General features: G+C 67.5%; 18 protein-coding genes. 6 read left to right on the top strand and 12 right to left on the bottom strand.

Annotated features, from left to right (window positions below):
- From AC1DOQ_RS25185 to AC1DOQ_RS25160, 6 genes are read right to left on the bottom strand one after another with little or no spacing between them, the layout of a single operon-like run.
- Positions 1–639, bottom strand: a complete 639-nt coding sequence (locus tag AC1DOQ_RS25185) for a hypothetical protein (protein ID WP_477370566.1) — start codon at positions 637–639, stop codon at positions 1–3.
- On the bottom strand, positions 636–1,577 hold the full coding sequence (locus tag AC1DOQ_RS25180; RefSeq protein ID WP_477370563.1) for an MlaD family protein: 942 nt from the start codon (positions 1,575–1,577) through the stop codon (positions 636–638). Before AC1DOQ_RS25180 ends, AC1DOQ_RS25185 begins: the two co-directional genes overlap by 4 nt.
- A gap of 27 nt (positions 1,578–1,604) precedes the next feature.
- Complete coding sequence (locus tag AC1DOQ_RS25175) at positions 1,605–2,411, bottom strand: MlaE family ABC transporter permease (RefSeq protein WP_477370561.1); 807 nt, start codon at positions 2,409–2,411, stop codon at positions 1,605–1,607.
- A gap of 43 nt (positions 2,412–2,454) precedes the next feature.
- Positions 2,455–4,704: a RelA/SpoT family protein gene (locus tag AC1DOQ_RS25170; protein ID WP_477370558.1), complete on the bottom strand. Its 2,250-nt coding sequence runs from the start codon at positions 4,702–4,704 to the stop codon at positions 2,455–2,457.
- Positions 4,705–4,713: 9 nt separating this feature from the next.
- On the bottom strand, positions 4,714–5,064 hold the full coding sequence (locus AC1DOQ_RS25165) for a RidA family protein (RefSeq protein ID WP_477370555.1): 351 nt from the start codon (positions 5,062–5,064) through the stop codon (positions 4,714–4,716).
- 28 nt (positions 5,065–5,092) lie between these two features.
- A complete protein-coding gene (locus AC1DOQ_RS25160) occupies positions 5,093–5,974 on the bottom strand; it encodes an alpha/beta fold hydrolase (RefSeq protein ID WP_477370552.1) in 882 nt (293 codons plus the stop codon).
- A 125-nt stretch (positions 5,975–6,099) separates the two neighbouring features.
- Between AC1DOQ_RS25160 and AC1DOQ_RS25155 the strand changes: the two genes are divergently transcribed.
- The 3 genes from AC1DOQ_RS25155 (at position 6,100) to AC1DOQ_RS25145 (ending at position 9,674) form a co-directional block, all read left to right on the top strand.
- Positions 6,100–6,894 carry a 3-hydroxybutyrate dehydrogenase gene (locus AC1DOQ_RS25155; RefSeq protein ID WP_477370550.1) on the top strand — a complete coding sequence of 265 codons (795 nt, stop codon included), beginning with the start codon at positions 6,100–6,102 and terminating at the stop codon, positions 6,892–6,894.
- 175 nt (positions 6,895–7,069) lie between these two features.
- Positions 7,070–9,223: a TonB-dependent receptor plug domain-containing protein gene (locus tag AC1DOQ_RS25150; protein ID WP_477370548.1), complete on the top strand. Its 2,154-nt coding sequence runs from the start codon at positions 7,070–7,072 to the stop codon at positions 9,221–9,223.
- A gap of 70 nt (positions 9,224–9,293) precedes the next feature.
- On the top strand, positions 9,294–9,674 hold the full coding sequence (locus tag AC1DOQ_RS25145; protein WP_477370545.1) for a hypothetical protein: 381 nt from the start codon (positions 9,294–9,296) through the stop codon (positions 9,672–9,674).
- On the opposite strand, the gene AC1DOQ_RS25140 is transcribed toward AC1DOQ_RS25145, so the two are convergent.
- From AC1DOQ_RS25140 to AC1DOQ_RS25120, 5 genes are all read right to left on the bottom strand, one after another.
- Positions 9,597–11,228 (bottom strand): methyl-accepting chemotaxis protein, encoded by a 1,632-nt coding sequence (locus tag AC1DOQ_RS25140; protein WP_477370542.1) that lies wholly within the window; start codon positions 11,226–11,228, stop codon positions 9,597–9,599. The two genes, AC1DOQ_RS25145 and AC1DOQ_RS25140, sit on opposite strands and share 78 nt — an antisense overlap.
- Positions 11,222–12,619, bottom strand: a complete 1,398-nt coding sequence (locus AC1DOQ_RS25135; protein WP_477370539.1) for a putative bifunctional diguanylate cyclase/phosphodiesterase — start codon at positions 12,617–12,619, stop codon at positions 11,222–11,224. Before AC1DOQ_RS25135 ends, AC1DOQ_RS25140 begins: the two co-directional genes overlap by 7 nt.
- On the bottom strand, positions 12,616–15,207 hold the full coding sequence (locus tag AC1DOQ_RS25130; RefSeq protein WP_477370536.1) for an EAL domain-containing protein: 2,592 nt from the start codon (positions 15,205–15,207) through the stop codon (positions 12,616–12,618). Before AC1DOQ_RS25130 ends, AC1DOQ_RS25135 begins: the two co-directional genes overlap by 4 nt.
- A gap of 165 nt (positions 15,208–15,372) precedes the next feature.
- A complete protein-coding gene (locus tag AC1DOQ_RS25125; protein WP_477370533.1) occupies positions 15,373–15,960 on the bottom strand; it encodes a cohesin domain-containing protein in 588 nt (195 codons plus the stop codon).
- A 27-nt stretch (positions 15,961–15,987) separates the two neighbouring features.
- A complete protein-coding gene (locus AC1DOQ_RS25120; protein WP_477370531.1) occupies positions 15,988–18,963 on the bottom strand; it encodes a reprolysin-like metallopeptidase in 2,976 nt (991 codons plus the stop codon).
- Between the two features lie 223 nt (positions 18,964–19,186).
- On the opposite strand from AC1DOQ_RS25120, the gene AC1DOQ_RS25115 reads away from it, so the two are divergent.
- The 3 genes from AC1DOQ_RS25115 (at position 19,187) to AC1DOQ_RS25105 (ending at position 23,014) form a co-directional block, all read left to right on the top strand.
- A complete protein-coding gene (locus tag AC1DOQ_RS25115) occupies positions 19,187–20,479 on the top strand; it encodes a metal-dependent hydrolase family protein (protein WP_477370529.1) in 1,293 nt (430 codons plus the stop codon).
- Between the two features lie 168 nt (positions 20,480–20,647).
- Complete coding sequence (locus tag AC1DOQ_RS25110; protein ID WP_477370624.1) at positions 20,648–21,952, top strand: dicarboxylate/amino acid:cation symporter; 1,305 nt, start codon at positions 20,648–20,650, stop codon at positions 21,950–21,952.
- A 96-nt stretch (positions 21,953–22,048) separates the two neighbouring features.
- A complete protein-coding gene (locus tag AC1DOQ_RS25105; protein WP_477370526.1) occupies positions 22,049–23,014 on the top strand; it encodes an HDOD domain-containing protein in 966 nt (321 codons plus the stop codon).
- Positions 23,015–23,039: 25 nt separating this feature from the next.
- Here the strand turns inward: AC1DOQ_RS25105 and AC1DOQ_RS25100 are convergent, their stop codons facing one another.
- The gene (locus AC1DOQ_RS25100; protein ID WP_477370523.1) at positions 23,040–23,993 is read right to left on the bottom strand and encodes an IS1595 family transposase; all 954 of its coding nucleotides are present in this window, start codon (positions 23,991–23,993) and stop codon (positions 23,040–23,042) included.
- Between the last annotated feature and the right edge of the window lie 80 nt (positions 23,994–24,073).

Genomic DNA, 24,073 nt, shown 5'->3' with positions numbered 1-24,073 from the left:
TCAGCCTTCGGACGCCAGCGCCATCCGGCGCCGGATCTGCTCCACGGCCTGCATATCGCCCGCCGCCCGGGCACGCCGTTCCTGCACGCCCAGCCAGGCCAGCAGCGGCCTGCGCCAGCCCTGGTTCGACGCCGTGTCGACCGCATTTCCGATGTCGGCCGGGCTGATTTTGCCCGCCTTGAACAGCGCCCCGGCCGCCACCAGGCGCGCCAGCGGATCCTGCACGCCGGCCAGGCTGCCGCCGCTGACGACGGCGCGGTGCTGCTCGGGCAGCAGGCTGGCGTTCAGCCCCTGCCAGCGGCCCTCGAGGTAGGCCGCATAGGCCTGCTGGGCCGGGCTCGCATCGCCCGCCACGGCTGCATAGCCGGGACAGTCGAATTCGAGGGCGGCCACGCGCGCCGCGCAGCGCACCAGCTCGGCCTGGGCGACGTTGTCGAAGCGGCCGGTGCTGGCCGTGGCGCGGCGGGCGCGCACGAATTCGGCGTCGGCGGCCGCCGTGTCGCCATGCAGCCAGGCGTCCGTATAGCCTTCGAGCGCGCTCTTCGCGTTCGGCTGCCAGTCGGGCGGCTGGGGCTTGCCGGCACAGCCGGCCAGGGCGATGGCAGCCATCGTCGCAAACGATAAGGCGGTCTTCTTCATGGCAGCTTGATCTCCTCGTCGCGCTTGAACGGCCACTTGCGGTTGATCTCGTCGACCAGCCGGTTCACCTTGCGCAGGCTGGCGTCGACCTCGCCGCGCAGACGGCCCAGGTCCTGGGTCGCCACCTTCGCATTCGCGCCGACGGCCTGGGCTTCGACCAGCACGGCGTCGACCTTCTGCAAGGTCGCGCGGGCGTCGCCCAGCACGCCGTTCAGTTGCCGGACCGCGGCCTGGGTATCGTCCATCACGCCGTTCTTGCCGAACACGCGCTGGTCGGTCTTGGCCAGGATGGCGTCGACCCGCTGCAGGGTCTGCAGCAGCTTCCTGGCTTCCTCGTCGCCGCCGAGGGCGGTGCCCAGCACGCCGTACTTGCCGGTCAGGCGGCCGCTGAGGGTCTCGACGTTGGTCAGGGTGTTGCCGATCGCGGAGTCGGGGCGGGTCATGGCTTCCAGGTTCTCCAGCAAGGTATGGGCGGTGGAGAGCAGGCGCGGGATCTCGGCGGCGGCGTCGCCGCGCAGCACCGGGCGCTGGGCCTTGTCCGGCAGCGGCGGGTCGGTCAGGATGCCGCTGTAGGCGCGCAGCCGGGTCTGGCCGACCACGCTGGATTCCAGGGTGAACACACTGGTGGTGCGCAGCCACTTGGCGTCGTCCTTCGGGATGTCGACCAGGATGTTGACCTTGCCGTCCTGGCCGAGGTCGACCTGGCGCACGCGCCCGATCGGGAAACCGGCAAAGCTCATGTCCATGCCGGGGATCACGCCCTCGGAATTGTCGGTCACCAGCACCAGGCGCTGGGTGGGCTCGAACACGCCGCGCGCGTACATCACGTACACGAAGAAGGCGACGATCAGGGCGCCGATCACGATCAGCAGGATCAGCGCCTTCGCTTCCACGTGTTTCGGTTCGTCGGGCGGGGCGGCGGAGATGGGGTCGGCCATGCGGGGTCCTTGGTTCCTTGTTTTCTTTCAGATGTACTTCACGGCCAGCGAACTGGCCTCGATCAGCAGCAGCACGAACAGCAGGCGCAGCGCGCCCGGCTGCACATTGCTGCGGTGGCGGCGCCGGTGGCGCAGCATGTCCAGGATGGCCGCGCTCGGGATCACGGCCACGGCCAGCCCGAACAGCACGGTCTTGAACACGAAGCCCAGGGTCACGGTCGGATCGAACACGCGCCCCACCGTGCGGGTATAGTCGGAGAGACCCCACGGCGATACGCCGTATACGTTCAGGTAGGCCAGCACCAGCACGATCACGCTGCTGACCATGGCCAGGCTCAGCACCGAGAAGGCGTTCGCGATCACCTGCGGCACCAGGTCGCGGCGCACGCGGCGCAGGGTGGACTCGAGCGCGTCGCCGGTTGCCACGCCGCTGGCCGCCAGCCCCATCGCATTGGCGTCGAAGGCCATGCTGGCGCGCAGGGCCGCGAACATCGCCGCCGACAGCGGCAGCAGTTCCAGCACCAGCACCCGCACCATCATCTCCAGCGCAAAGCCGGACAGGCCGTAGCTCTGCGCCGTCACCAGCACGATGCGGATGATGACGAGGCTGATCAGGGCGGTCAGCACGGTGAACCAGGGCAGCACCGCCCAGGTGCTGGCGTAGATGTAGCGCGAAGTCGCGAGCCGGTTGCCGCGGTGCCAGATGGACGGCGACATCGCCATCACCAGCGCGACGGCGCCGAGGTGCAGCATGGCCCACCAGCTGCCCAGGTAGCGCGCGATGCGGCCGCCCCAGTCGCGCGGCTTGATGTAGAGGAAGGACGAGATTGGCATATTTACATGATACATTTTCCGGCAGGTGATACGCCAGGACGTATCACGTGCGTCTCGCCTCCTGCACGCCGGAGACTTCGCCGATTGCCGCCAGCGCCTTCTGCAGCTGCCCGGTCGATCCGATCTCCGCCGTGAACACCATGCGCGCGAAGCCTTTCGCGCTTTGCGTGTTCACGCCGATCACGTTGATCTTCTCGCGCGCCAGCACCTCGGAGATGTCGCGCAGCAGGCCCTGGCGGTCGGAGGCCAGGATGAAGATGTCGATCGGATAGACGGTTTCCTTGTCGGCGCGGCCCCATTCGGTTTCGATCACCCGCTCCGGCGCCTTGGACGCCATTTCGCCGAAGTTCTTGCAGCTGGCGCGGTGGATCGACACGCCCTTGCCGCGCGTGACGAAGCCGACGATGGGATCCGGCGGCGCCGGCTTGCAGCACTTGGCCAGCATGGTCAGCATGCCTTCGGTGCCAACCACCAGCACGCCCGACTTGGCGCCCTGCTCCACGCTCGAGGCGCGGCTCTTGTTGACCACCGCCGTGTCTTCCGGCGGCGGCGCGGCCTCGCCCGAATCGTGCAGCGCGGCTTCGACGTGGCGCAGGCTGAACTTCTCCTTGCCGACCGCGATGAACAGGTCGTCGACCTTGGCGAAGCCCAGCTTGTGCGCCAGCGCCTCCAGGTTGACCGCGGTCTTGCCTTCGCGCTGCAGCGACTTCTCGACCAGGGCGCGGCCGTGCGCCAGGGTCTCGGCCAGTTCCTGGGCGTGGAACCAGGCGCGGATCTTGGTGCGGGTCCGGCTGCTGACGGTATAGCCGGGGCTGAGCCAGTCGCGCGAGGGTCCGGCGCTGCCGGGCGCGCCCTTGGCGGTGATGATCTCGCAGGTCTGGCCGTTCTTCAGCGGCGTGTTCAGCGGCACCATCACGCCGTCGATCTTGGCCCCGCGGCAGCGGTGTCCGACCTCGCTGTGCAGGTGGTAGGCGAAGTCGATCGGGGTCGCGCCCTGCGGCAGCTCGATCACGCGCGCCTGCGGGGTCAGCACGAAGATGCGGTCGTCCAGGGTGGTGGATTTCAGTTTCTCGACCCACTCGCGCTGCAGTTCTTCCTGGTCGCCGCCGGTCATGGCGTCGGCGACTTCGCTGTTCCATGCCAGCAGCTGGCGCAGCCAGGCGATCTTCTCGTCGTACTGCTGGCTCTTGAAGTTGGAGCCGCCCTCCTCCTTGTAGCGCCAGTGCGCGGCCACGCCGTACTCGGCGAAATTGTGCATCTGCTGGGTGCGGATCTGCACTTCCAGCGGCCGGCCGTCGTCGGCGGTGACGACCGTATGCAGCGACTGGTAGCCGTTCGGCTTCGGGCGCGAGATATAGTCGTCGAACTCTTTCGGGATCGGGGTCCAGATATTGTGGATGACGCCCAGCACCGTGTAGCAGGTCTTGATGTCGTCGACGATCACGCGGAAGGCGCGCACGTCGTACAGCTCGGTGAAATCGAGCTCCTTGCCGCGCATCTTCTTCCAGATGCTGTAGATGTGCTTGGGCCGGCCGCTGACCTCGGCCTTGATGCCGGCCGCGGACAGCTCCGCCTGCAGGCGCTCGATCGAGGATTGCACGAAGCTCTCGCGCAGCATGCGCTTCTCTTCGAGCATCTTGGCGATGCGCTTGTAGGTGTCGGGCTCCATCATCCGGAACGACAGGTCTTCCAGTTCCCACTTGAGCTGGAAGATGCCGAGCCGGTTGGCCAGCGGCGCGTACAGGTCCAGCACTTCGCTGCCATAGTTGCGGGTCAGGTCGTCGAAGCGTTTCTGCTCCGCGAAATAACGCAGGGTCGTCACGCAGGAGGCCAGGCGCACCAGCACCACCCGCATGTCGGAGGCCATCGCCAGCAGCATCTTGCGCAGGGTTTCCACCTGCGCCATGGCCTGCTGGGCGGCGTTCTTGCCGCGCCCGACCGGGGCCTGGGTGGCGGTGAGGTCGCGCAGGCGGATCAGCTGGTGCACGCCGTGCACCATGTCGGCGACTTCCTTGCCGAAGCGTTCCTCGAGCTTTTCGGCGATCAGCGGCTCGACCAGGCAAAGCTCGAACAGCAGGCCGGCGATGCGGGTCTCGGCGTCGCTGCGCAGCACGGCGAGCGTGCCCGCGACCCCGAGCGAGAACTCGAAGGCGCTCTGGCCGGAGGCGGCATGACGCTCGCCATAGGCCTCGGCGGCGAAATCCAGCGCCGCCTGCACCCGCGCGCAATCGTCCTTGCCGAGGCCGTGGACGAGCTGGGTGGTGGCGTCGCCGAGCGCGGCAATCGATACCATAGGGCTTTCTTACGCCTGGGCGGCGACGACCACGATCTCGACCAGGCAGGCGGGATTCGCGAGCTTCGCCTCGACCGTGGCGCGCGGCGGGGTGTGGCCCGGCACGACCCACGCATCCCAGACTTCGTTCATGCCCGGGAAGTAGCTCATGTCCGAGATGTAGATCTGGCAGCTCAGGATGCGGGCCTTGCTGCTGCCGGCTTCGTTCAGCAGGCGGTCGACGTGGCCCAGCACTTCGCGGGTCTGGCCGACGATGTCCTGGGTGGTGTCCTCGGCGATCTGGCCGGCCAGGTAGACGGTGCCGTTGTGGATGGCGGTTTCGGACAGGCGCTTGCCGACGTGCAGACGTTGGATTTCCATATGTGTTCTACCTTTGAATTGAAATAAGTTATTCGGTGCTCAAAAAATCCCTGACGATCGCGATCTGGTTCGCATGCATCAGGGTCGGCGCATGGCCGACGCCGGGGATCTCGGCCAGTATCGGCCTCGGTCCGCGGCGTGTCATTTCTTCCGCCGTCGCGCGCGACAGCAGGTCGGACAGCTCGCCGCGCAGCAGCAGGGTCGGACAGCGGATCGCATCCCAGGCGGCCCACAGCGCGGCCTGGTCCTGCTCGGCGCGTTCCGGCGTGATCGCGGCGAAGGGCTTGGCCAGGCCAAGGTCGTAATGACGCACCCATTCGCCGCCGGGTGCCCGGACCAGCACGTCGCTGGCCAGCTTGTGCCATTCGGCGTCGCTGTGCGGGCCGAAGGAGCTCGATACATCCTTGACGAAGCGGGCGCCGGCCTCGAAGCTCGGGAAGCGCACGTCCTGGCCGATGTATTCGCCGATGCGCGCCATCGCGGCCGGGTCCAGCACCGGGCCGATATCGTTCAGCACCAGGCGGCGGATCGGGCTGTCGTCGAAGGACGCCAGGATCATGCCGATCAGGCCGCCCATCGACGTGCCGACCCAGTGCACGGCTTCGTCCTCACTGCCGGCCGTCACGCGGGCGATCAGGGTCACCATGTCGGCCACGTATTGCGGCACCACGTAGAGGTTCGGGTCGCGCAGGCGCTCGGACCGTCCGCGGCCGGCCACGTCCGGGCAGACCACGCGGTAGCGGTCGCTCATGGCATCCGCCAGCGCATCGAAGTCGTCGGCCACGCGGGTCACGCCGTGCACGCAGACCAGCACGCGCGGGTTGGCGGGATCGCCCCACTCCTTGTAGGCCATGCGGTGCAGGCCGGCCGGCGAACTGCATTGCACGCTCTTCAGCCTCGGTTCGCCCATGCCCTACCTCCTCTCGATTCTGATGTCTGAACGGCCGCCAACATTTTAACCGGCTAAGCGATTAGAATTCTACCAAGTCCGCGCCACATCACATCACGATCACTTTTTTCTGAGAAGAGGAAGCAATGAAATCAACCATGTTAAGCGGCAAGACCGCCCTCGTGACCGGCTCGACCTCGGGCATCGGTCTCGGCATCGCGCGCGCGCTGGCCGAACAGGGCGCGAATATCGTCTTCAACGGCTTCGGCGACGCCCAGCAGATCGAGAAGCTGTACACCGATATCGGCCAGGAATTCGGCGTGCGCACCGCTTACCATAATGCCGACATGTCCAAACCGGAACAGATCGAGGCCATGATGGCCTTCGCGGCCGAGAAATTCGGCGGCGTCGACATCCTCGTCAACAATGCCGGCATCCAGCACGTCGCCAACGTCGACGAATTCCCGGTCGAGAAATGGGACGCCATCATCGCCATCAACCTGACCTCGGCCTTCCACACCAGCCGCCTGGCGCTGCCGGGCATGAAGCAGAAGAACTGGGGCCGCATCATCAACCTGGCCTCGGTGCACGGCCTGGTCGGCTCGGCGGGCAAGTCGGCCTATGTCGCGGCCAAGCACGGCCTGGTCGGCTTCACCAAGGTGACGGCGCTGGAAAACGCCCACACCGGCGTCACCTGCAACGCGATCTGCCCGGGCTGGGTGCTGACCCCGCTGGTGCAGAAACAGGTCGACGACCGCGCCGCCCGCGAAGGCGTCTCGAACGAAGCCGCCAAGAAGGCCCTGCTGAGCGAGAAGCAGCCGTCCGGCGAATTCGTCACCCCCGAGGAACTGGGCGCGCTGGCCGTGTTCTTCTGCTCGCCGGCCGCCGACCAGGTGCGCGGCGTGGCGTGGAATATGGATGGCGGCTGGGCCGCGCAGTAATCCCCGTGCTGTAATCCCCTTCCCGTAATTCCCCTCCTCCGGCGGCGCCACCTGCGCCGCCGTTTTTCGTTCAAAATCTAGAATAATCGGTCTAGACAGCGTTTTACCGTTGACTCGGCAATCCTTTACGCATCAATATAGACAGCCGTGTCTACATTGAGAAGGGATGCCGTCCATGCAAAAACCGATCGCCGCCGCCATCGCCGCCCTCTTCGCCCCGCTGGTTTCGGCCCAGCAGCTCCAGGCCCAGGCCGAGGCGCCGGCCAAGCCGCTCGCCACGGTCGAGGTCAAGGCCAGCCTCGACACCGTGCGCCGCAACGACACCGCCAGCCGGGTGGTGGTCGGCCACGAGGAACTGGTGAAATACGGCGACGCCTCGGTGCTGGATGCGCTCAAGCGCCTGCCGGGCGTCACCGTCGGCAACGGCGGCGTCAGCATGCGCGGCCTCGGCAACGGCTATACGCAGATCCTGGTGAACGGCCAGCGCATGCCGCCCGGCTTCCTGCTGGAGGCGCTGGCGCCGGACAGCATCGAAAAGATCGAGATCATCCGCGCCGCCACCGCCGAGTACAGCACCGAGGGCATCGCCGGCACCATCAACATCGTGCTGCGCAAGGCGGTCGGCAAGAAGACGGCGGAGCTCAAGCTGTCGGCCGGCGGCGGTCCGGGCAGCACCGCAGGAAGCCTCAGCGCGAGCAAATCGGACAAGCAGGGAGATTTCGGCTACACGCTGGGCGCCACCCTGAATCATTCGACCCGCGATTACCGCACGATCGAGCGCTTCTCCGCGCGCGATGCCGGCGGCAGGCTCGACGAGCTGCGCGACACCGACACCTTCTACCGCCAGCGCTTCACGCCCCTGAATGCGAACGCGCGCCTGAACTGGGCGCTCGACGGCGGCGGCTCCCTGAGCTGGCAGACCCTCTACAACGCGGGGCGCAACCGCGGCGCCGAGGACAACCGCACCGACACCCTGCTCGGCCCCGCCTATCCTTACCCGCTGCTGCCGGTCGGCTGGAAGATCGACAGCGACAACCTGCACAGCGAACTCGGTCTCGACCGCCGCATCGACGGCGGCGCCAGGCTCGAGGCCAAGGCCGTCCTCGATCTCACCCACGTGCTGCGCCGCATGGGGCGCCAGGGCATCGCCGACCGGCAAACGGTGCTCGACACCTTCGACGAAGGGAGGATCCGCAACGCCGAGATCGCCAGCACCGGCAAATACCAGGTGCCGCTGCTCGAGGGCCATGCCTTCACCTTCGGCTGGGATGCCGGCCGCGAGCGCAACCACCAGCACGACATCCGCGTCGAGCGCCACCCGGCCGGCGCTGCGCCCTCGAGCGGCGCAGCGCTCGACGTCGACACCGGCTACACCGCCACGGTCGAGCGCCTGGCGCTGTACGGACAGGACGAGTGGGAACTGCGCCCCGGCTGGTCGTTGTACCTGGGCGCGCGCTGGGAAGGCGTACGCATCGGCACGAGCGGCGATGCCTTCGCCCGCTCCGACGGCAGCTACAAGGTCTTCAGCCCGCTGATGCAGACGCTGTGGAAGATCCCGGGCACGAAACAGGACCAGCTGCGCCTGGCCCTGACCCGCACTTACCGCGCCCCCACCATGCAGCAGCTGATCCCGGCGATCTTCTACGCGACCCTGAACACCGAGGTCTCGTCCGACTACACCGGCAATGCCGGCCTGCGCCCGGAGCTGGCGACCGGCATCGACGCCGCCTGGGAGCACTACTTCAGCGGCGGCGGCCTCGTCTCACTGGGCGCGACCACGCGTTCGATCCGCGACTTCATCCGCGACATGACGCGCTACGACGGCGCCCGCTGGGTGACGGCGCCGGTCAACCAGGGCGGCGCCGAGGTGCGCAGCCTGGCGCTGGAAATCAAGCTGCCGGCGAAGCCCTTCGGGGCCGCCTGGCCGCTCGAACTGCGCGGGAACCTCAGCCGCAACTGGTCGCGCGTCGACGCCGTGCCCGGCCCCGGCAACCGCCTCGCCCAGCAGCCACGGTGGTCCGGCAACCTCGGCGCCGACGTCAACGGCGCGCGCTTCAGCACCGGCGCCAGCTTCAACTTCCTCACCGGCGGCTGGACCCGGACTTCGGTGTTCGAGTCGCGCTATGGCGGCGTGACGCGCGACCTCGAGGCTTATGCGCTCTACAAGTTCGCGCCGCGCAGCCAGCTGCGCCTCACGGCCCGCAACCTGCTGGCGCCGGACCGGCCGCGCGGCATGCTGTATGCGAATGCGCTTGGCGCCACCGAACGCGATGCCGGCAGCGCCACCTACCGCAGCCTGCGCCTGCAGTACGAGCACAAATTCGAATAAGGCCGCAGCCGGCGCGAATCGCCGATTCATGGCATGCTGCGCTTTTTCAACGCAAGAAAGCAGCACATCCATGACGCAGCGCCTCGACGAACAGGAATTGCAGGACGCCTGCCTGGACCTGGCCCGGGTCGTGCTAGCCGCCGGCCAGCCGCAAGTCTCGAACGACATCCTCGAAACCCTGGCCGACCGCTTCCACCGCGAAGTCATCGACTTCGCACCCGGCATCGCGCGCGCCGGACGCGATCCGAATCTGCTGACCCGCGCCGTCTACTACATGATCGACGCCCACGCCCTGCCCCTGATGGGCACCGACATGGAATGGTTCCGCCAGGCGCTCGTATGCCTGGTCGAGCTGGCGGTGCCGGGCATCGCCCTATCGGACAAGGGCGGGGCGTTCCTGCGCGACGTGCAGCTGGGGGTCGAGCAGTCGCTGGGGGACCTGGAGGGCTGAGCCGTCCAGCCGGAAGGCCTGCACCGCGGCCGCCAGGCTGTCCGCCTCTTCGCGCAGGGCCTGGGCGGCGGCCGAGGCCTGCTCGACCAGCGCCGCGTTCTGCTGGGTGGCCTGGTCCATTTGCGCAATGGCCTGGTTCACCTGTTCGATGCCCGCCGCCTGCTCCTGGCTGGCGGCCATGATATCGCCCATGATGCCGGTGACCCGGCCGACGCTGCCGACGATCTCCCGCATCGTGCTGCCGGCGCGGTCCACCAGCGCCGAACCGTGGCGCACCTGGCGCACCGAATCGTCGATCAGGGCCTTGATTTCGCGTGCCGCCGCCGCGCTGCGCTGGGCCAGGTTGCGCACCTCGCCGGCGACCACCGCGAAGCCGCGCCCCTGCTCGCCGGCGCGCGCGGCCTCGACCGCGGCGTTCAGCGCCAGGATATTGGTCTGGAAGGCGATGCCGTCGATCACGCCGATGATGTCGGCAATCCGCGTGGCCGAAGCGTCGATCGCCCCCATGGTGCCGACCACCTCGGCCACCACCGCGCCGCCGCGGTTGGCCACTTCGGAGGCCGACAGCGCCAGCGCATTGGCCTGGCGCGCATTGTCGGCGTTCTGGCGCACGGTCGCGGTCAGCTCTTCCATCGACGATGCGGTCTGCTCGAGCGAGGCCGCCTGTTCCTCGGTACGCGAGGACAGATCCAGGTTGCCCGCCGCGATCTGGCCGGACGCCGTGGCGATGGTGTCGGTACCGCCGCGCACCCGCCCCACCAGGCTGGCCAGCCCGCGGTTCATCTCGTTCAGCGCGCGCATCAGGCGTCCGGTCTCGTCCTGCGCCGTCACGGCGATGTTCTGGGTCAGGTCGCCGCCGGCCACCGCGCCGGCCACCCGCACCGCTTCTTCCAACGGCACGACGATCCCACGGATCAGCATCGCGCCGACGATGCCGGCCAGGACCAGGCCGAAGGCCATGCCGGCCAGGCAGACCAGGCGCACGATCTCGTAGGTGGACTGCGACTCGGTGCTGGCCCGGCCGGCTTCGTCCAGCTGGAGCTGGATCAGGCCGTCGATGGCGGTGCGCACCGGCGCGAACAGCGCGATCATCGGCCCCTGCACGACGGCCTTGGCGCGCTCCATGTCCCCGGCGCGCAGCGCCTCGACGGCCGGCTGCAGGGCCTCCTCCACGAAGCGGCGGCGGACGCGCACGAAACCGTCGGCCAGCTCTTTTTCGCGGTTCGCCATCCTGGTGCCGGTGTAGGCCTTCCATTGTTCGTCGATCAACACCTGGTTGCGTGCGATGTCCTCGAGCAGGGCCGGCACCGCGCCTGGGTCGGCGTTCAGGGCTTCGGCGGCCGCCAGCTGGTTCAGGTTCAGGCGCCGCACGATGCGGTCGAGCTGGCCCAGGCAGACCATGCGGTCGTCGTGCAGCGAGCGCAGCTGGTCGTTGGCGTGGCCGAGGCTGAGCAGCCCCACGGTGGCGCCGACGATCAGTTCCAGGCCCAGCAGCACGATGACGAGGATCAGGCGCGTCTTGATAGTGAGTTGTTTGGTGAGTTTGTTCAGCATGAGCTACCTGCTTGTAGCGGTTGGAGGATTGGATTGGGAAGGTCTTGCGTCAACAGCCGCTCCAGCTGCTCCGGCCATACCGGCGAGCTGAAGTAATACCCCTGGAACTCGTCGCAGCCATTGGCCTTCAGGAAGGCCACCTGCTCCGCCGTCTCGACGCCCTCCGCCACCGCTTCGAGGTCGAGGCCGTGGGCGAGATCGATGATGGCGCGGGTGATCGCGGCGTCGCTGCGGTCGTCGACCACGTCCTTGACGAAGGCACGGTCGATCTTCAGCACGTCGAGCGGGAAGCGCTTCAGGTAGCTCAGCGAGGAATAGCCGGTGCCGAAGTCGTCGATCGACAGCGCGACCCCGAGCCCCTTCAGCGAGCGCAGCACCTCGACCGCCCTGGCGGTGTCGCGCATCACCGTGCTTTCGGTGATCTCGATTTCCAGGCCGGCCGGATCGAGGCCGCTCGCGGCCAGCGCGGCGCTTACCTGGGCAGTCAGGCCGGCCTGCTGGAACTGGCGCGCCGACAGGTTCACCGACACCCGGCCCAGCGGCAGGCCCTCCTGGCGCCAGCGGGCGGCGCGGCCGCAGGCTTCGTGCAGCACCCACATATCGAGCTGCTCGATCATGCCGGTTTCCTCGGCCAGCGGAATGAAGCGTGCCGGCGCCACCAGCCCCAGCACCGGGTGGCGCCAGCGCACCAGGGCTTCGACCCCGGCCATGCCGCCGTCCGCACCGACGCGCGGCTGGTACTGCAGGGCGAGCTGGCCGCGTCCGATCGCATGGCGCAGCATCGATTCGAGATCGACGCGGTCGCGGATCACCTGCTCCATCTCGGCGCGGTGGAAGCACATCTGGGCCGGGCCGCCGGCGCGCGCCGAGTCCAGCGCCACCTCCGCCATCTGCAGCAGCTGCGCCGGCGTGCACGGACCCGGCGGCGCGGTGGCGATGCCGATGCTGGCAGACAGGAACAGGCGCTGGCCGCCCAGCAGGAAGGAATCGCGCATGCCGAGCAGCATGGAGCGGCCCAGGCGCGCCGCCGCATCGATGCCGGAATCCGGCTGCACCACGATGAACTGGTTGCCACCGGGCCGCGCCAGCATGTCGTCAGGGCCCAGCAGACGCGCGAGCCGCAGCGCGCACTCGCGCAGTACCTCGTCGCCGCCGGCATGGCCATAACTGCCGTTGATCTTCCTGAATTCGTCGACATCGAATACCAGCACCGCCGGTACGCGTCCAGCCCGGCGCGCGCCATCGAGCGCGGCGTCCAGCAGGTCGAGGATGCCGCGCCGGTTCGGCAGTCCGGTCAGGTCGTCATGGGACTGCTGCTCCACCAGGGCGCGCTCGAGGCGGCGCCGCTCGGCTTCGCAGCGCCGCAGTACGCTCCACAAAGCTTTTCTCATGCCGCCGCTTCCGCCTTCGGCGCGCGCAGCAGCGCCTCGATCTCCGCTGCCGGCAGCGGCGCGCCGAAGCGGTAGCCCTGCATCCGCCGGCAGCCGTGCGCGACCAGGAAGTCCTGCTGGCCGGCGCTCTCGACGCCCACCGCCGTCACGTCCAGCTTCAGGGACGCGGCCAGGGCGATCACGGCCGCGACGATGGCGGCATCGTCGCTGTCGGTTTCGATGTCGGCGACGAAGGAGCGGTCGATCTTCAGTCCGTGGATCGGGAAGCGCTTCAGGTTGGCCAGGCTCGAATAGCCGCTGCAGAAGTCGTCGATCGCCAGCTGCACCCCCATCCGCGCCAGGCGGGACATGGTTTCGGCGGCCACGGCGGGGCTTTCCATCAGCAGGGTTTCGGTGATCTCCAGGGTCAGCGCGGCGGGATCGCAGCCGCTGCGCGCGGCCAGGCGCTCCACCTGGGCGGCGAGGTCCTGGTGCTGGAACTGGCGCGCCGAGACGTTCACGCTCATGCGCAGCGGCCCTACGCCCTTGCGCCGCAAGGCCGCCAGCTGGTCCATCGCGGTGGCCAGCACCCATTCGCCGATCGCCACGATCAATCCGGTTTCTTCCGCCAGCGGGATGAAGTCGGCGGGCAGCACCATCTCCCTTCCTTCCGGCCGCCAGCGCAGCAGCGCTTCGAGGCCGACCACGCTGCCGCCGGCGACGTCGAACTGCGGCTGGTAGTACAGCACGAACTCGCCGCGCTGGAGCGCGCGCTGCAGCCTCGCCTCGACCTGCAGATGCTCCTCGGCGTGCATGCCCAGGTCCGCCGTATAGAAATGGAAGTGATTGCCGCCCTTGGCCTTCGAACTGTACATCGCCGTGTCGGCCGCCTTCAGCAGCGCATGGCAGTCCGCCCCATCGCGCGGATACATGGCGATGCCGACGCTGCCTGTCGGGAACAGCTCGGTGCCGCACAGGGTCAGCGGCTGGAACAGCTGGGCCAGCAGCTTCTGCGCCACCAGCGCGGCATCGTCCGGGCAGGCCAGGTCGGGCAGCACCACCACGAACTCGTCGCCGCCCTGGCGCGCCACGGTGTCGCTCTCGCGCAGGGCGCAGGCCAGGCGGCGCGCGATCTCGATGATCATCTGGTCGCCGGCTTCGTGCCCGAGGCTGTCGTTGACGTGCTTGAAGCGGTCGAGATCGATGAACATCACGCCCACCTGGCGCCTGGTGCGCTGGGCCTGGGCGATGGCGTTCGCCAGCCGGTCCTGCAACAGGGTGCGGTTCGGCAGGCCGGTCAGCGCGTCGTGGCTGGCCATGCGCTGCAGGGCTTCCTCGGCCTGCTTGCGGCGCGAGACATCCTCGACCGCGATGATCAGCCGCAGCTGGCCGCTGGCGGCCTCGCGCATCACGGACGCACTGACGGTCACCCAGATCGGATTGCCGCCTTTGGCGACGTAACGGGTCTCGCGCTGGAAGTCGCGGATCTCGCCATCGACCAGCCTGCGGATCAGTACCCGGTCTTCGAGCAGCTCGTCCGGATGGGTGATCTGGTGGACGAAACGCTGCAGCAGTTCGATCTCGGTAAAGCCGACGATCCGCGTGAGCCTGCGGTTGACGCGCACGAAACGGCCCTCGCGCGACAGCAGCGCGATCCCGACCGCGGCCTGGGTGAAGGTCAGGCGGAAGAACTCCTCGCTTTCCTGCAGCCGCAGCTTGGCCTGGCGCCGGAAGGTGACGTCCTGGCCGATCAGCAGCAGGATCGCGCCGCCGGCCTGGCGCGTACGGCGGATATTGAATTCGAAGTAGCGCACGCCTTCGGCATGGCCGTCGATGGTGACCACCACGCCGTCCTGGGGCGCGCCCGTGGCCAGCACGGCCGCCATGCGTTCGGCCAGCTCGGGGGCCGGGATCAGGGTGCCGAGCCGGGGCCGGGCCTCGACCGCGTCGTCCGGAATGCCGAGCATCTGCAGCATCGTCGCGTTGATCGAGCGGATCCGGTGTTCGTCGTCGACCACGATCAGGCCGGCCGGCATTCCGCCGATCACCTGCTCGAGGTAGTTCTGGTACTGGACCACGCTGCGCCGGTCGGCATGCGCATAGGTGTCGAGCGCCAGGCCCATGTCCAGGCAGACGACCTTGAGGATGCTGTCGCAGGCGGCGCGGAAACGCCGCGGCTCGGCGTGCATGCGCCCCCACAGCAGCTCGATCATCTCGGCCAGGTATTTGCGGTAGGCGCCGATATACCACTTCGGCTCCAGGCCGATGCGCTGGTGCACCAGGCCGACGCGCAGGCGGTCGCGGATATAGGTTTCGCCATACTCGCCCGCGGTCAGGCTGCGGAAATACGAGGCCTGTGCGTGCTTCAGGCGCTGCACGGTGCCGCCGTCCCTCATCAGGGCCTGCAGTTCCGGGAAGCTCAGGATGTGATCGTAGAAACTGTCCGAAAAGGTATCGATGTCCTTGTCGATCAGGCCGTGCAGTTCGCGCAGCAGTGCGACATCCCTCTCGCCCAGTTCGAGGAAGGCCATGCGGGCGGCCAGTTCCTTGCGGTCGAGGCCGATCTCGAGGGCGATCGCGTCGATGGAATCGTTCTTTTTATCGAGCATAAATTGCAAAAGAGCCACAAATGTGTACTGTTTGCAATTTTAGGAAGGCGTTAATCTTTGATCAAACCAGTTGCTTGATCTGCATCAAAAATTTGCTGAATTTACCCGCTACAACTGAAAAGGCCGGCACAAGGCCGGCCTCCCCTACATGCCTGCTTCAGCCGCTCAGGCCATCGATGCCGCCCGGCGCCGGCGCGCCGCCCCCACCGCAGCGGCGCCAAGCGCCAGCAAGGCCAGGCTGCCCGGTTCCGGCACGTCGCTGCCGCCATTGCTGCCGCCGGTCTGGACCGCCGTGTCGAGCGCGGTCACGGCGATGTCGTTCAGACTGCTGTCCAGGAACAGGACGTCCGAGAACGACAGCGGCGACTCGCCGGCGCCCAGCACGCTGAAGCTGATGGTGGCCAGCAGGCCGCTGCCGCTGATGCCCGGCACGGCGCTGAACAGCGAACCGAAGGCGTAGCTCACCAGGCCGGAGGCGTTGTCGAGATCGACGACGTCCTGCATCGCGGTGCTGGCGTCACCCAGGAAATCGCCGGCCGCATAGCCCGTCGCCTTCAGCACGCCGGGGGCGAAGCCGAGGCTGAACTGATAGCCGTACAAGTCGGCGATATTCGAGATCATCACGGCAACGCTGACCGTCGAACCGTCGCCGGACTTGGTGGCGATGGTCGACAGGATCGGCTCCGCCCAGGCTTGCGCGCAGCTGGCCAGCAGTACCGCCGCACCCAGCATTTTTTTCCAACTTTTCATCATGTTTCTCCTGATTTTTTAAGGATGCGATCAATTGCAGCTGGTGCCTTTCGGCAGGCGCGCGTTCACGTAGCTCAGGTCGCGGATGTCGATCACGTTGTCCTTGTTGACATCGGCGCGGGCATCGAAGCCGGCCTGGCCGCTGCGCTTGCCGATCAGGGCCTTGACGATGGAGACATCCGCGCAGCTCACCGCGCCGTCGCCATCGACGTCGCCCGCCACCGGCGGCAGGTTGATGGTGAAGTTCGCATTGGAGACGTCGAAGAACACGTTGCCCACGGCTTCCACCTTGATGCGCGCGGCATTGGTGGCCACCCGCGGCAGCACCACGCTGGCGCTGCCGGTGTTCGGCGTGCTGGCCGCCAGCTCGTAGGGCCAGGTGGCGCCGCCGTCGGTCGACAGCGTGATCCGCACGTTGCTGGTGGAAACCGGCGCGACGTTGGTGTTCGCCACGCTCCAGCTGACGGTCTGCGGCACGCCGGCGTCCAGGGTCACGGCCGTGTTGGGCGCGGTGACCAGGAAGGGACCGGCCGCCGGGGCCAGCACCAGGGTCGTGATGGCGCTGTTGACGCCGCCACGGCCATCGCGCGCCGTCAGCTTGAAGTTCAGCGAGGCCGGGCTCGCGTTCACGCCGGCAAAGCCGACGTAGGCCGCGGTCGGCAGGAACTCCGAGAAGCACTCGATCTGGTCCGCGGTCGGCGTGGGCGAGGCAGTCGGGCAGGCGCCGGTTTCCGCGTTGGTATTGTTGGCCAGGATCTGCTTCATGTCCGGGAACACGCGGGTCGGATCGGCGGTCACGGTGTTCTCGCCCGGCGATTGATACTCCAGCGTATCGGCGCTGTTGACGATGGCGCGCTGGCCGAACTGGCGGAACAGCGGACCGTTGACCTTGGTGTTGCTCACCAGGCCGGTGCCGGTGGCAGAGCCGCGGTCGTTCTGTTCCCACATATAGGTCAGGGCATCGCCGTCCGCATCGGTCGCGCTGCCGGTCAGCACGAAGGGCGTGCGCACCGGGATCGTGTAGGACGGCGTCACGCTCACGACCGGCGGCGTGTTGCCGGTCCCCGACAGGCTGCCGCGCCGGGTGGTCGGACCGCCGGCGGTGATCTCGCCGATGTAGCCGGTGCAACCGCCGCTGCAGTTCAGCAGTGCCAGCGAGGGCACGTTGGTGCCCGCCAGGGTGCCGCCGAAGGTGATCGTGAACCCGGTATCCGTCAGCGCGCTGATCGTCACCGTGCCGCCGGCCTGCCAGCCGGCGATGTTCTCGATCGCCGCCTTGATGCCGGCGGTGGTGAAGTTCGAGCCCCGCACGATCGGCGCCGACAGCTTGCCGTTCCAGGACAGCTGGAAGCTCTGGGTGCCGGCGAAGTTGGTCAGCACGCCCATCTGCACTTCGGCCAGGTTGCTCTCGGCACCCGAGGTGTAGGCGGTGATCTCGTCGAAGCTGCGCTGCGACCAGTAGGGATCGCTGTGGGTCTGCAGGTTGTCGGTGCCGCAGATGCCGGCATAGGCCATGATCGAGGATCCGCTGCCCGGCTCCACCGAGGTGCCGGGGTTGCGGTTGGTGCTCGCGCAGTTGCTGATGGTGCCGTTGAAGGTATGGTTGCCCGCGAACTGGTGGCCCATCTCGTGCGCCACGTAGTCGACCGCGTAGAAATCGCCTTTCGGGGTCGGGATGCCGGTGCAGCCCTGGGCCTTGCTGGTGCCGCCGACCACGCCCAGGCTGGCGATGCCGCCGCCGTTCAGGCCCAGGCCGATGTGGCCGATGTCGAAGTTGCTGGCGCCCACGAGCAGGCCGGCGACCACGCGGTTGCGCGTCAGGGTGCCGCTGCCGCAGGTGGAGGCCTGGGCGGTGGTGAAGCAGGCGGCGCCGCCGCAGGGGCCGTTGGCGCCGGTCATCTTGGCGTTGGTGTCGAGGTTCAGGGCCTCGGTGCCGTTGATCAGCACCAGGCGGATCGAGGTCTCGTCCTCGTACACCTGGGTCACGCGGTTGATCAGCGTGACCTTGGCCGCGGTCACATTCGCCGGGTCGCCGCCGAAATAGGCGGCATACGAGGGATCGGTCACCAGCGCCAGGCGGTAGGTGCGCAGCGTGCCGCCGGCGCTGGCCATCGGCGTCGCGTCCTGGCCGACCACGTGGAAGGCGGCGCTGGCGCCGCCGTTGGCCGCGCTGATCTCGTAGGCGCCGGGAACGGTTCCGGCCGGCAGCGCGATGCTGAAGCTGCCGTCCTTGCCGGCGGTGGCGCTGAGGTTCTGCAGGGGAACACTGTCGCCTTCCGCGTGCAGTTCGAGGTTGACGCTGGCGCCCGGCGCGAAGCCGTCGCCGCGCACCTCGACATTGTCGCCTTCGCCGACGAAGCCGCGCGACACGCTCAGCGTGGCCTGGTCGAGGCTCCCTTCGATCAGCGGACCACGCGGGCTGACCAGGTCGGCGCGGGTATAGGCGGCGTAGACGCTGGTGTCGTTGCGATAGTAGGGGTCGACGTACCAGCCGCCGTTCGGCGAGCGCACCGAGGCGTGCAGGCCGAGCGGGGTGATGTCCATGCGCAGGCTGGCGTTCGGGTCGTCGACGCCCTTGCCGCGATAGGTCTTGATCTCGGGGTGCCGGGCTGCCAGTTCGTCTTCCATGATCGGCGATTCGACCAGGGTGAAGCGCTGGTAGCCGCCATCCGGGTGGGGCAGCGCGATGGTCAGGGTGCTGGAGGTGGCGGTGGCGCCGGCAGCCAGGCGTTCGCGCGGTGCGCCGGCCGTGAACGACTTCATGCCGGGCAGGTCGAGCGTAGCGGCGTGGAAACGCTTGAGCTGCAGTTCGGGCAACCTTGCGGAAGCGCCGAGCGCCTGCGTCAGGCTGGAGGATGACTGGATCCCGCCGCCCACGTTCTGCCAGAACGGTGCCGCGGGCTGGCTCTTGACGCCGGAAGTCGCCTGGGCGTAGGCCGCAGGCGCGGTGCCCAGGAAAGCCAGGGCGACACATAATGCGATGGAACTCGAACACTTCGTCTTCATGCGGTGTCCTCTCTCGGAGTGGTCTTGCTGTGCTTATGGTTATAGGTATGCCGGCGCCCCACTCCCGGCATGCATTAAAGGCAATACAGCAAGTGGATGGTATTGCCAAAAAATTATTAACACAAGAAAAATATTACATTTATGCAAATGATTTCTTTACCGCAAAGAAGTCCTGTCCGCTATGATTTCGTTTCCGAAAATTCACACTCAGAAGGAAAAAAGCATGCCGAGCTGGACCAGGAAAATCGCCCTCGCCGCCCTCGCCTCCCTTGGCCTGCTGGGCGCCGCCGCGCATGGCGCCGAGCAGCGCCCCGTGCTCCTCACCGCCGACAAGGTCTGGACCGGCGAAGGCGCGCCGCATGCCGGCTGGGGCGTGCTGGTGGCCCAGGGCCGCATCCAGGCCGTCGGCCCGACCGACAAGCTGGCCGTGCCGGCCGATGCCGAACGGATCGATCTGCCCGGCAAGACCCTGCTGCCCGGCCTGATCGACCTGCACTCGCACGTGCTGCTGCACCCGTATGACGAAACCACCTGGGACGACCAGGTGATCAAGGAGGCGCCCGCCTACCGCATCGCGCTGGCGGTGCGCCATGCGGCCGACACCCTGCAGGCCGGCTTCACCACCCTGCGCGACCTCGGCACCGAGGGTGTCGACTATGCCGACGTCGGCATCAAGCGCGCCATCGAAGAAGGGCAAGTGCCGGGTCCGCGCCTGCTGGTGGCGACGCGCGCGATCGTCGCCACCGCCAGCTACGGCCCGGCCGAGCGCAACTACCGTCCGGACATGGAGATTCCCTACGGCGCCCAGCAGGCCACCGGCATCGACGAAGTAACGAAGGCGGTGCGCGAGCAGGCGTCGCACGGCGCCGACTGGATCAAGTTCTATGCCGACTACCGCACCGGCATCGACGGCAGCACCCGCCCGACCTTCACCCTGGAAGAGATGAAGGCGATGGTGGCGGCCGCACACGTGACCGGACGCAAGGTGGCGGCCCATGCCAGCAGCGACGAGGCGATCCGCATGGCCGTGCTGGCCGGCGTCGACAGCATCGAGCACGGCTACGGCGCCAGCGAGGCGACCTTCAAGCTGATGCTGGAACGCCGTACCGCCTACGTGCCGACCCTGACCGCGCCGGAAGCGATCGGCGAGTATTTCCAGAAGCACGTGCGGGGCGGCACGCCGACCCCGGGCATGCAGGAGGCGGCGCGCGCCTTCCGCCTGGCGCACAAGCTGGGCGTCACCATCGGCAATGGCAGCGACGTCGGTGTGTTCACCCACGGCACCAACGAACGCGAGCTGGAGTGGATGGTGCGCCTGGGCATGACACCGACCGAGGCGCTGCGTGCCGCCACCGCGGTTGCGGGCAACATCCTCGGCAAGAAGGACCTGGGCGCGATCCAGGCCGGCAGCCTGGCCGACCTGATCGCGGTCGAGGGCGACCCGACCGCCGACATCGCGGCGCTGCGCAAGGTGGGCTTCGTGATGAAGGCAGGCACGGTGTATCGCCGCAACTGAGCGGCGCCGACAAGGCGCGTGATGCACGGGTGCGCCCGCCAATCGGGCGCTCCTGACATTCAGGAAGCGTAGGATGGGTTATACGTGCCGGCGTTGCGGTTTTCCACAATAGCTGGCGCAGATATTTTCAGTAATGATGACGGCACTATCATTCGCTCATGAAGCCCGATCATGAAAAAACCATTCTATAAAGTACTGTACATCCAAGTACTGTTCGCGATTATCGTCGGCGTCCTGCTGGGTATCTACGATCCCGGCCTCGCCACCGCGATGAAGCCGCTGGGAGACGGCTTCGTCAAGCTGATCAAGATGATCATCGCCCCGGTCATCTTCTGTACCGTGGTCGCCGGTATCGCCGGCATGCAGGACATGAAGAAGGTCGGCCGCGTCGGCGGCAAGGCCCTGCTCTACTTCGAAGTCGTGTCCACCTTCGCGCTGGCGATCGGCCTGATCGTCGCCAACGTCATCAAGCCGGGCGCCGGCTTCAACGTCAACCCGGCCACCATCGACACCCACTCGATCGCCCAGTACACCGACAAGACCAAGGCGCTGACGACGACCGACTTCCTGATGAACATCATCCCGAACACCTTCGTGGATGCGTTCGCCAAGGGTGAGATCCTGCAGGTGCTCTTGATCGCGATCCTGTGCGGCTTCGCGCTGTCGATGATGGGCGAGCGTGGCCGTCCGATCACCCGCGGCATCGAAACCCTGTCGCACATGATCTTCGGCGTGGTGAACATCATCATGAAGGCCGCCCCGATCGGCGCCTTCGGCGCGATGGCCTTCACCATCGGCAAATACGGCGTCAAGTCGCTGATCCCGCTGGCGTCGCTGGTCGGTTCCTTCTACCTGACCTGCGCCCTGTTCGTCGTGATCGTGCTGGGCGTCATCGCCCGCCTGACCGGCTTCTCGATCTTCCGCTACCTCTCCTACATCAAGGAAGAGCTGCTGATCGTGCTGGGCACCAGCTCGTCGGAAAGCGCCCTGCCGGCCATCATGCGCAAGCTGGAAAAGCTGGGCTGCCCGAAATCGGTGGTGGGCCTGGTGGTTCCGACCGGCTACTCGTTCAACCTGGACGGCACCAACATCTACATGACCATGGCGGCCCTGTTCGTCGCCCAGGCAACCAACACCGACCTGACCCTGACCCAGGAACTGACCATCCTGCTGGTGGCCATGCTGACCTCGAAGGGCGCGTCCGGCATCACCGGCGCCGGCTTCATCACCCTGGCGGCGACCCTGGCCGTGGTGCCAACCATCCCGGTGGCGGGCATGACCCTGATCCTGGGCATCGACAAGTTCATGAGCGAATGCCGCGCCCTGACCAACATCATCGGCAACGGCGTCGCCACCATCGTCGTGTCGAAGTGGGAAGGCGAGCTCGACCAGGAGCGCCTGAGCGCCGAGCTGAAGAACCCGAGCGTGGACGAAAGCTCCCTGCGCGAGCAGGCGGTGCACGAAACCGCCTGAGTCGGCCGCTCGATTCGCTTGCTCGAGTCGGATTAACTCTCCTCGTTCAGACGCCGGGTTCGCCCGGCGTCTTTTTTTTGCTTTAGAATCCGTGCTATGAAGAACTGGATCAACCGCCTGCGCGGCGCCCCCGAGAATGCGCCCGCCGCAGCCGCTACGGCGGCCGCGCCCGACGAACAGGCGGCCGACCTCGCGGCCGACATCGAAGCAAGCTATTACCGCTGGCTGACCGCGGCGCGCGGCTACGACGCCCCCGAAGAGGTCGAGACCCGCATCCTCGGCGCCGTCCGCCACCTGGCCGCGCAACCGGACAAGGCCGCCGGCCTGGTGCCGCGGGTGCCGGAAGCCATCCCGAAGCTGCTTGCCAGCCTGAGCGACGAAGACGCCTCGGTGGCCGACCTGGCCCGCCAGGTCGCCCAGGACGTGGTGCTGGTGGCCGAAGTCATCCGCGAAGCCAACAGCGCCTACTACCGCCCGATCGCCCCGGTCAAGAACGTCGAGGCCGCCATCATGATGCTCGGCCAGAACGGCTTGCGCATGCTGCTGGCGCGCATCGCCTTCCGTCCCCTCGTCAATATGCAGGCGAACGGCTTCGCGCGCGAGGCCGCGCCCCAGGTCTGGAACCAGTCGGTCAGCTGCGCGCTGGCGTCCAGCCTGATGGCGCCCGGCCTGAGCACCGGCGTGTTCGAAGCCTACCTGGCCGGCCTGATGCAGAACGTCGGCCTGGTGGTCGCCTTCCGCCTGGCCGACCGCGTCTGCACCGACGGCCGCGTGCCCGGCTCCAGCGCCTTCGGCGTCCAGCTGCTGGCGGCCAGCCGCCAGCTTTCCTCGGCCATCGCCGCGCACTGGAGCTTCCCGCAGGAAGTCGTCGACGCCATCGCCCACGCCGGCGATCCGGGCAGCGACCACCTGGCCGAAGCCCTGGCCCAGGGAGACCGCATCGCCAAGCTGCGCCTGCTGATCGACGCCGGCGTGATCGGCGAAGACGACAGCCTGGTCACCAACGGGCTCGACAATTTCCAGCGCCGTTGCCTGGGCAAGCTGGCGAAGCTCGAGGGTTAGCTAATATTATTTGGCGCTGTTCGCGCTAAGTGTTGAACCTGCCGAGCGCCGCTCTCAAAAAGGCGTCGGGACTGGCAATGCGCCGTCCATCCAGCGCCCAGCGCCAGCCGAAGTAATGGCCCAGGTAACGGCTCGCGACGCCGCGGAATGGCAGCAGCCAGGCGCGCATCCTGCTGTGATACGCGTTCACATTTTGGATGTGCAGCGCACCGCGCCTTCTTTCGCCGGCGCTCGCGTTGATGGCCTCATGTGAGATCCCGAGCTCCCGCGCGAATGCCGGATAGGCGGCGTGGCTATCGGTCACCAGCAGCACGTCACGCTCAAGGCGCGGCCCCAGGTGTTGCAATAGCTGCCGCTTGCTCACGCTGCCCTTGCCGGTCACGGCGTCGATGGTCTGGCCGCTGCGATCGCGTGCGACCAGGATGCACACCTGCTCGTTCGAGATCCCACGCTTYGTCGCCTTGCCACCACGCTTTCGTGGCGGACGGTCGAGGCTTCTGGAACCCTTGTGCGATTCGAGCACATACATCTCGTCGGCTTCGGCGATACCGCTCAAGCGCTGCGGCCGGTCATCCTTGCTCAAGGCCAGGAAGCGGTGACGCCATCGAAAACTGGTCGCACTGGCTACGCCGATCTCGCGCGCCGCGCGGCGCACGCTGCGGGAGTCGAGCATGCCGCCGAGGTAGTCGAGCCAATGCCCTTTGTAGCGCAGCCGGGCCAGCGGCGTGCCGCTGAGCAGGTTGAAGGTGCGACGGCAACTGCGGCAGCGGTAGCGCTGCAGTCCATGTGCGTAACCGTGACGATAGGGTTTGCTGGCCTGGCAGTGCGGGCAACAGAGCGGCGCGGCGGGTTGTTCGACGATCTCGAGCACGCGGTCGAGGCCGGCCGCCGATTGCAGTAGTGCCAGCAGGCGGTCGCGTTGCCGCCGGGTCAGACTGGACAGGCGTTGCAGGAACTGTTCGAACTGCCGTGCTTGCATTGGGCCTCCGTCAACGGTTCAGGTCGACATTGGACCGCAGGCTTACGGAAAAGATTCCACACTTGGCGCGAACAGCGCCT

It is taken from the genome of Massilia sp. 01N417 (assembly GCF_056399645.1).
This window is presented reverse-complemented; position numbering and strand designations above follow the sequence as displayed.

What these genes read in the sequence shown, in the direction of transcription:
- AC1DOQ_RS25140 (WP_477370542.1), bottom strand. Translation starts at nt 11,228, where the DNA reads ATGCTGAACAAACTCACCAAACAACTCACTATCAAGACGCGCCTGATC.
- AC1DOQ_RS25130 (WP_477370536.1), bottom strand. Translation starts at nt 15,207, where the DNA reads ATGCTCGATAAAAAGAACGATTCCATCGACGCGATCGCCCTCGAGATC.
- AC1DOQ_RS25155 (WP_477370550.1), top strand. Translation starts at nt 6,100, where the DNA reads ATGAAATCAACCATGTTAAGCGGCAAGACCGCCCTCGTGACCGGCTCG.
- AC1DOQ_RS25180 (WP_477370563.1), bottom strand. Translation starts at nt 1,577, where the DNA reads ATGGCCGACCCCATCTCCGCCGCCCCGCCCGACGAACCGAAACACGTG.
- AC1DOQ_RS25145 (WP_477370545.1), top strand. Translation starts at nt 9,294, where the DNA reads ATGACGCAGCGCCTCGACGAACAGGAATTGCAGGACGCCTGCCTGGAC.
- AC1DOQ_RS25160 (WP_477370552.1), bottom strand. Translation starts at nt 5,974, where the DNA reads ATGGGCGAACCGAGGCTGAAGAGCGTGCAATGCAGTTCGCCGGCCGGC.
- AC1DOQ_RS25175 (WP_477370561.1), bottom strand. Translation starts at nt 2,411, where the DNA reads ATGCCAATCTCGTCCTTCCTCTACATCAAGCCGCGCGACTGGGGCGGC.
- AC1DOQ_RS25125 (WP_477370533.1), bottom strand. Translation starts at nt 15,960, where the DNA reads ATGATGAAAAGTTGGAAAAAAATGCTGGGTGCGGCGGTACTGCTGGCC.
- AC1DOQ_RS25115 (WP_477370529.1), top strand. Translation starts at nt 19,187, where the DNA reads ATGCCGAGCTGGACCAGGAAAATCGCCCTCGCCGCCCTCGCCTCCCTT.
- AC1DOQ_RS25135 (WP_477370539.1), bottom strand. Translation starts at nt 12,619, where the DNA reads ATGAGAAAAGCTTTGTGGAGCGTACTGCGGCGCTGCGAAGCCGAGCGG.
- AC1DOQ_RS25185 (WP_477370566.1), bottom strand. Translation starts at nt 639, where the DNA reads ATGAAGAAGACCGCCTTATCGTTTGCGACGATGGCTGCCATCGCCCTG.
- AC1DOQ_RS25165 (WP_477370555.1), bottom strand. Translation starts at nt 5,064, where the DNA reads ATGGAAATCCAACGTCTGCACGTCGGCAAGCGCCTGTCCGAAACCGCC.
- AC1DOQ_RS25170 (WP_477370558.1), bottom strand. Translation starts at nt 4,704, where the DNA reads ATGGTATCGATTGCCGCGCTCGGCGACGCCACCACCCAGCTCGTCCAC.
- AC1DOQ_RS25150 (WP_477370548.1), top strand. Translation starts at nt 7,070, where the DNA reads ATGCAAAAACCGATCGCCGCCGCCATCGCCGCCCTCTTCGCCCCGCTG.
- AC1DOQ_RS25120 (WP_477370531.1), bottom strand. Translation starts at nt 18,963, where the DNA reads ATGAAGACGAAGTGTTCGAGTTCCATCGCATTATGTGTCGCCCTGGCT.
- AC1DOQ_RS25105 (WP_477370526.1), top strand. Translation starts at nt 22,049, where the DNA reads ATGAAGAACTGGATCAACCGCCTGCGCGGCGCCCCCGAGAATGCGCCC.